The organism is Bacillus sp. JJ1503 (genome assembly GCF_036965125.1).
In the GTDB taxonomy this organism is placed as follows: Bacteria; Bacillota; Bacilli; order Bacillales; family Cytobacillaceae; genus Cytobacillus.
Genome location: NZ_JBALOZ010000300.1, coordinates 1 through 6656 on the forward strand (window position 1 = coordinate 1; position 6656 = coordinate 6656).

Genomic DNA, 6656 nt, shown 5'->3' on the forward strand with positions numbered 1-6656 from the left:
CTTCCCCCTTTTTTCACTTTGAATAGTCATCAAACTTTTCTTTGGTGACATTTCTAGCCTCTTTTTTACATCGAACTGTCATATGATTGGGCAAAAAAGAGTTGCCGTAGCAACTCTTTAGTTTAAACCATTACTTTACAAATATCATTCGTAAATTCGACAGGATCCTGGATTGGGAGCCCTTCGATTAAAAGTGCCTGATTATAAAGAAGGTTTGTGTATAAAGTTAATTTCTCTTTATCCCTTTCAAATGCCGACTGTAATGATTGGAATACCTCATGATTCATATTAATTTCTAAAACCTTATCCGCTTTAACATTTTGATTATCTGGCATAGAATTAAGGATTTTTTCCATTTCTATGGTTACTTCCCCATCGGATGATAAACAAACGGGGTGAGTTCTTAATCTTTTTGAAACTCTAACATCCTTTACTTTTCCAGATAAGATCTCTTTCATATAGTCAAAGAGTTCTTTATTTTCATTTACTTCCTTATCCGCATCTTGATTATTTTCATTCTCGTCAATGCCTAAATCTGCGCTCGACACAGACCTAAACTCTTTCTCTTTATAGGTCATAAGCATTTTTATAGCAAACTCATCAATATCATCAGTGAAGTATAGGATTTCATAGCCCTTTTCTGCCACTAACTCTGCTTGTGGGAGCTTGGCAATTCTCTCGTTCGATTCTCCAGATGCATAATAGATATATTTTTGGTCTTCAGGCATTCTGGATACATATTCATCTAATGTAACTAACTTCTTTTCCTTTGAAGAATAGAACATTAATAAATCTTGTAAAACCTCTTTATGCGTTCCAAAATCACTATATACGCCAAACTTTAACTGTTTGCCAAAAGATTGATAAAACGTTTCGTATTTTTCTCTTTCATTTTTCAGCAAGCTTTGCAGATCGCTTTTAATCTTTTTATTTATGTTTTTCGCAATGAGCTTTAACTGACGATCATGCTGCAAGATCTCTCTCGAAATATTCAGTGATAAATCCTCAGAGTCCACCATTCCTTTAACAAACCCAAAATAGTCTGGAAGTAAATCTGCGCATTTATTCATGATTAATACGCCATTGGAATATAATTCTAACCCCTTATCATATTCTTTAGAATAATAATCAAAAGGTATTTTCTCTGGAATGTACAGAATCGCATTATATCTGATGGCACCGTCAGCACTGATGTGAATGTGCTTCAGCGGCTTGTCAAATCCATAATGTTTTTCGTGATAAAAAGAGGTGTAATCATCTTCGGTTAATTCATTCTTGTTCTTTCTCCAGATCGGAACCATGCTATTAATAATTTGTTCTTCTGTATAATCTTCTAATTCATTGTCACTGCCTTCTTTTACTCTTTTTCCTGTAATATCCATTTTGATCGGGTAGCGAATAAAATCAGAGTATTTTTTAATAATAGCTTTTAAGTGATATTCATCAAGATACTCATCATAAGTATCTTCTTCATGATTTTCTTTTATTTTTAAAATAATTTCAGTGCCTACCTGTTCTTTTTCACTTGGGACGATTGTGTATCCATCCGCACCTTCGGATTCCCACCTGTATGCTTGATCACTGCCTAAAGCTTTACTAATAACAGTTACAACATCTGCGACCATAAAGGCAGCATAAAATCCAACTCCGAATTGACCAATAATATCATGGCCATCTTTAAGTTCATTTTCTTTTTTAAAAGCTAAAGAACCACTTTTGGCAATGATCCCGAGATTGGTTTCTAATTCTTCCTTCGTCATTCCGATCCCGGTATCAAAAATAGTTAAAGTTCGATTCTCTTTATTAGGAACAACTTTTATGTAGTAGTCTTCTTTGTTAAAGCTTAAATTTTCATCTGTTAGTGCTTTGTAATATATTTTGTCAATTGCATCACTTGCATTTGAAATCAACTCTCGCAAGAATACTTCCTTTTGAGAATAGATAGAGTTGATCATCATTTCTAAGAGCCTTTTCGATTCTGCTTGAAATTGTATTTTTTCCATTATGCCCTCTCCTTCCAATACTTTACATCTGATATGAATAGCCAAATTAGCACTCTTCCTATCAGAGTGCTAAACCACTAACAATTAAATACCATATCCTCTTTTTCTTGTCAATTGAACTATCTTCAATTCATGGTAAAATAAATAATACAAACGTAATTAGAAGATTTTTCTATATTTTATATAAAGGAGAGTTTGCTAAAGATGAAACAATGGACACATGAGGTGGAAATAGACGCCCCTATCGAAAGAATATGGAATCTCCTTAATGGCTCATTGGAGAATATGCAAAAAATAATGCCAAATGTAGTTGAACACACACCAATAAAGATTACGGATGAAAGGGTCGGAAGTGTTTACCGTCAAAAGTATAAAGAAGGTAATCGAATCGAAGAGTATGATGTTAAAACTTTAGAGTATTTGGACTCACCTACGTATAAAAAGCTAAAAGTAGGATTCGTATTGGCAAACATGTTCGACATAACAGCTTTTTATGAATTAATTCATATTAGTGATGAAAAAACTTTATTTAAATACACAGCTACCAATCGACCATTAAAATGGTTTGTCAAATTACTATTGCTACTATCAAACAAGAAGGTAGTAGTAGAATTTTCGGATAGGGTCAAGCAAATCGCTGAATCTGAAGCTTAATAGTTAAAGGAGGCAGTGGGAAAATTGATTAATCTTTGGTTAAAGGAATCTAAATATACAGTGGTTTTTTCAGGGGCAGGGATGTCAACCGAAAGTGGATTGCCTGATTTCCGGTCTTCTAAAGAAGGAATGTGGAACAAGAAAGATCCGAAAAAGATTGCCAGCGTAAAATCACTCAATGATAATGTAGACGAATTCATTGATTTTTATCGTGAGCGAGTACTTGGGGTAAAAGAGTATCAGCCGCATAAAGGACATTATATATTAGCTGATTGGGAAAAACGCGGGATCATTCAATCAATTATTACTCAGAATGTCGATGGTTTTCACCAGCTCGCAGGGAACAAGAAAGTTGCTGAGCTTCACGGCACATTACAGCAATTACACTGCCAGTCTTGCGGGAAAAAATATAGCAGCGGGGAATACATAAATGAAGCCTATTCTTGCCGATGCGGCGGGTTGCTGCGTCCATCCATAGTATTATTCGGCGAATCATTGCCTGAAGCTGCATTTCAACTTGCTCTGGTGGAAGCGGAGAAGGCGGAGCTGTTTATCGTTCTTGGCTCTTCCCTAACGGTTTCACCAGCTAATCAATTTCCATTGATTGCAAAAGAAAATGGGGCAAAATTAGTCATTGTGAATATGGAGCCTACAGATTTTGATTTTTATGCTGATGAGGTCATAAATAGCAAGAAAATAGGAATGTGGCTGAGTGAACTTGATGGAGAATTGAAGAATTGACCGAAATAATGATCAAATGTGATTGGTGAAAACCATTCCATTGCCTATTCTTTTGTGATCGTTTTTCAACCTGAAGAGGTAAAATCAATGAACCTTCAGATGTTCTAATTATTATATTTATCTAATTAAATAAGTTTAGAAAAGTCAAAGGGCTGTTCATTTTATAAACAAAACAGCCCTAACTTTGATTAATGTCATTCGATGCCGATTTTTATTATTAATACATCTTATTTAAACCAGCCCATTCGCCATAGAACAAAAAGCAAGGTAGAACCCACCAACAGCATAACACCAAGTATCCCGAAATAGCCCCATTTCCATGTAAGTTCTGGCATGTATTCGAAGTTCATCCCATAGATGCTGGCAATAAAAGTTAATGGAATAAAAATGGAAGACATTACTGTCAGGGTTTTCATGATATTATTCATTCGGTCTGAATTTAGTGAGATATAACTGTCTCGAATATCATTCGTCATTTCACGATTAGACTCTATCATTTCCGAAAGTTTGAGCAAATGATCATAAATATCCATGAAATACATTCTCTCATCCTTTGGAATAATAACCCTTTCAGAATTTAATATTCGATATAATAATTCACGCATTGGAAAAATTGTCCTTCGAAGCTTTAACAATTGGCTTCGTATTTCAAATACATCATTCATTAAATCTTTCTTGGCATCTTTTAATTCAATCTCGTTTAGCTCATCCTCGATTTTATAAACGGCCGGAAAATACTCATCAACTATTTTATCCATCAATTGATAAAATAAATGTAAAGCTCCTTTTTTATAATGTAAATCATTCGCTAATAACTTTTGTCTTACGATAGTTATTTCAGACGAAGGAGTTAAATGAAAGGTGACGATAAAATTTTTTCCTACAAACACATCCACTTCTTCTGGCAGAAGGGTATGCTGATTTAATGTGTGGATGACATAAAAATCATAACCCTCATAGTAATCAAGCTTCGGCCGTTGCAGTAAATGCAAGCAATCATCTATCGCTAATGGATGGAAGTTAAAATGGGTTTTAAGAAGATTCGTTTCTTCTTCAGTTGGAGATTCAAAGTCTATCCAAAACCATTTTATATCGTCTTGAAATAATTGCTCAATGGGCAGATTCTCTGCAAGCTGAAAGTCACTCGTTATCGAAAAAGAACGGATCATACGGATAAAATCCTCCTAACACGAATAGTTTGCTCTGGATGTGGATTAAACATGCCTATACTCATGTCAAAATGATCAGAGAATACCTCGGACACCTATTGCAACATTTTTTATGCTTGAGATATTATTGGATGCTTAATGTTTTCCGGAAAATTATTGTGTTCGGCGTCCCTAACAAAAAGCACTTCACTTCCTTTAAAAATTTCCCTATCAAAATGTATTCTCTGATAATCTGGAGTATAGTGAAAAACAATTTTAAATGTACCCTTCTTTGTTATTTTTGAAAGTATCTCTTCAATCTGTATTTCTTTTTTGCTAATAATGTCAAAAATATGTATCTCGTTATCTTCTTGTTGATAGATCAGTATAATATTCTCATCTTCCAGATAATAAATATCATTATGAAAGACATTTAAACAGTAAAACATCAGGAGTTCTGATGTGTTGATTGTTCCAAATTTTTGAGAAACAGAATCTCTGTCAGTTGCGAAGTGATAGATAAATTGGAGATCATCTTGATTATTTCCATCCAAGTTGCGCATTCTGGCCTGTTCAAAATGTGCATTTGTAAACTCCATTGAATATAACACCTCTTGAACAGGACGAAAACCGAACTTAGGATAAAAATTTAAAACAGTATGATTAGCTAATAAATACATATAATCATATTCATTCTTGTATTCTTTTAAAATTTGGTTCATTAAATTTCCCGAAAGCCCTCGATTGCGATAATCTGGATGGGTCATAACCGTACCAATTTGAAGAGCTCTTTTTCTTTCACCATTAATAATCAACTCGATGCGATTAATCGATACATTTGCAACAATTTGATCACCATCTGCGAATGAGTAAGGGATATACTTTTCCGTCCAAAATCCGTTTTCATACCAGCTGTCAAAGTTTATTCCGAACACCTCAACAGCCAAATTGAAAAAACTTTTTCTTAGCTGATCATTAGCTTGATAATCTTTTACAAATACTAGATCTTTCAAAGAATTTCCTCTTTCCTACAGTATTACTCAAAAGAAAAAAGAATAGGAAAAATCCCTAATTCTTATTTTCCATTTTATAGTATCCTGTTTTTTCTTATAAGTCTTTCTTTTTCACTTCTTTCATCAAATAATCAACAAATATATCATCTCTTACAAGCCAGGCTGCATAATTTCTTTTTAAGTAACTTTCGGCTTCTTCAAAGCTTGAATAGTTCTGATTCATTTTTTTATTATTATGTTCAATACTCCATATTTGATCATCGTTTGTATATAAAAGGAATAAATCTTCCGTTCGATTTTGATAAAGAGTTCCAAAAGGGGATTGTTTCACATTATAGCGATTCTGCTTCGAATCCTCTCTTAGTGGCTCTAATTGAAATGTCTCTGCAGCAAACTGTCGGTAAGCCTTGTCAGTTAAAGAACAGCCCGATGCTTTTGCATGACCGCCTCCACCATATTGTCCAGCCACTTCAGAAACATCTACATGATCATGGATCGTTCTGAATCCAAGACGTTTTCCTCCGATATTTATGATCGCAATATAATCAAGATGGGGATATTCTTTTCCTAATTCATTTCCCAGCTCGGAATGGTAAGATTCTGCATAAACAATGCCGGCAAAATATTTTCCAATTTTCGTTTGGACCAACTCTCGCCTTTTCCGGCGTATGTAGCGTTCAATCTTAACTTCTTCCATATCAAGAATCTTTTGTTCAAACTCATCAAAACGAAAATGATCACTTGTTTTGAGCCGGCTAATCATTTTTTCTTCAAATTCCTCAATAGAAACTAGAAAAAAAAGTGCATTCAGCCGCTGAGCCTGCTGATTATTATTCTTTTCCCATTCCCACGTATCATATTGCCTGACAAGCTCCACAAATTCAGTAATAGCTTCCGATCGGTTTAACAACTGCTTGGAAACAAGATATTCATAAAGTAAGGATGTAGCAGAAGTTAACTTTCCTTCTTCAGCCTCAACAATGACATGCCCCCAATCATAATCGTTGTAATGCAGAGACGTTTTATGATGATCCAGCAGCTGTAACTTCCCGCCCGAGTGGTAAAACTCATCAAGTCTACCTTCATTTTCTTTACTT

Annotated in this window: 6 protein-coding genes; 2 read left to right on the plus strand and 4 right to left on the minus strand. The window is 34.5% G+C overall.

Features of this window, described 5'->3' with window-relative positions; translation table 11 throughout:
* Positions 1 to 122: 122 nt before the first annotated feature.
* Entirely contained in the window at positions 123 to 2003 is a 1881-nt protein-coding gene (gene htpG, locus V7149_RS20730) for a molecular chaperone HtpG (RefSeq protein ID WP_335347490.1), read from the minus strand.
* Between the two features lie 204 nt (positions 2004 to 2207).
* On the opposite strand from htpG, the gene V7149_RS20735 reads away from it, so the two are divergent.
* Positions 2208 to 2657, plus strand: a complete 450-nt coding sequence (locus V7149_RS20735) for an SRPBCC family protein (RefSeq protein WP_335347491.1) — start codon at positions 2208 to 2210, stop codon at positions 2655 to 2657.
* A 24-nt stretch (positions 2658 to 2681) separates the two neighbouring features.
* Positions 2682 to 3398, plus strand: coding sequence for an NAD-dependent protein deacylase (locus tag V7149_RS20740; protein WP_335347492.1), 717 nt, complete (start codon positions 2682 to 2684; stop codon positions 3396 to 3398).
* A 227-nt stretch (positions 3399 to 3625) separates the two neighbouring features.
* On the opposite strand, the gene corA is transcribed toward V7149_RS20740, so the two are convergent.
* From corA to V7149_RS20755, 3 genes are all read right to left on the minus strand, one after another.
* Complete coding sequence (gene corA / locus V7149_RS20745) at positions 3626 to 4567, minus strand: magnesium/cobalt transporter CorA (protein WP_335347493.1); 942 nt, start codon at positions 4565 to 4567, stop codon at positions 3626 to 3628.
* 110 nt (positions 4568 to 4677) lie between these two features.
* A complete protein-coding gene (locus V7149_RS20750) occupies positions 4678 to 5559 on the minus strand; it encodes a GNAT family N-acetyltransferase (RefSeq protein ID WP_335347494.1) in 882 nt (293 codons plus the stop codon).
* Between the two features lie 94 nt (positions 5560 to 5653).
* Positions 5654 to 6656, minus strand: a 1003-nt coding sequence (locus V7149_RS20755) for a DHH family phosphoesterase (RefSeq protein ID WP_335347495.1), incomplete at its 5' end; no start/stop codon positions are given.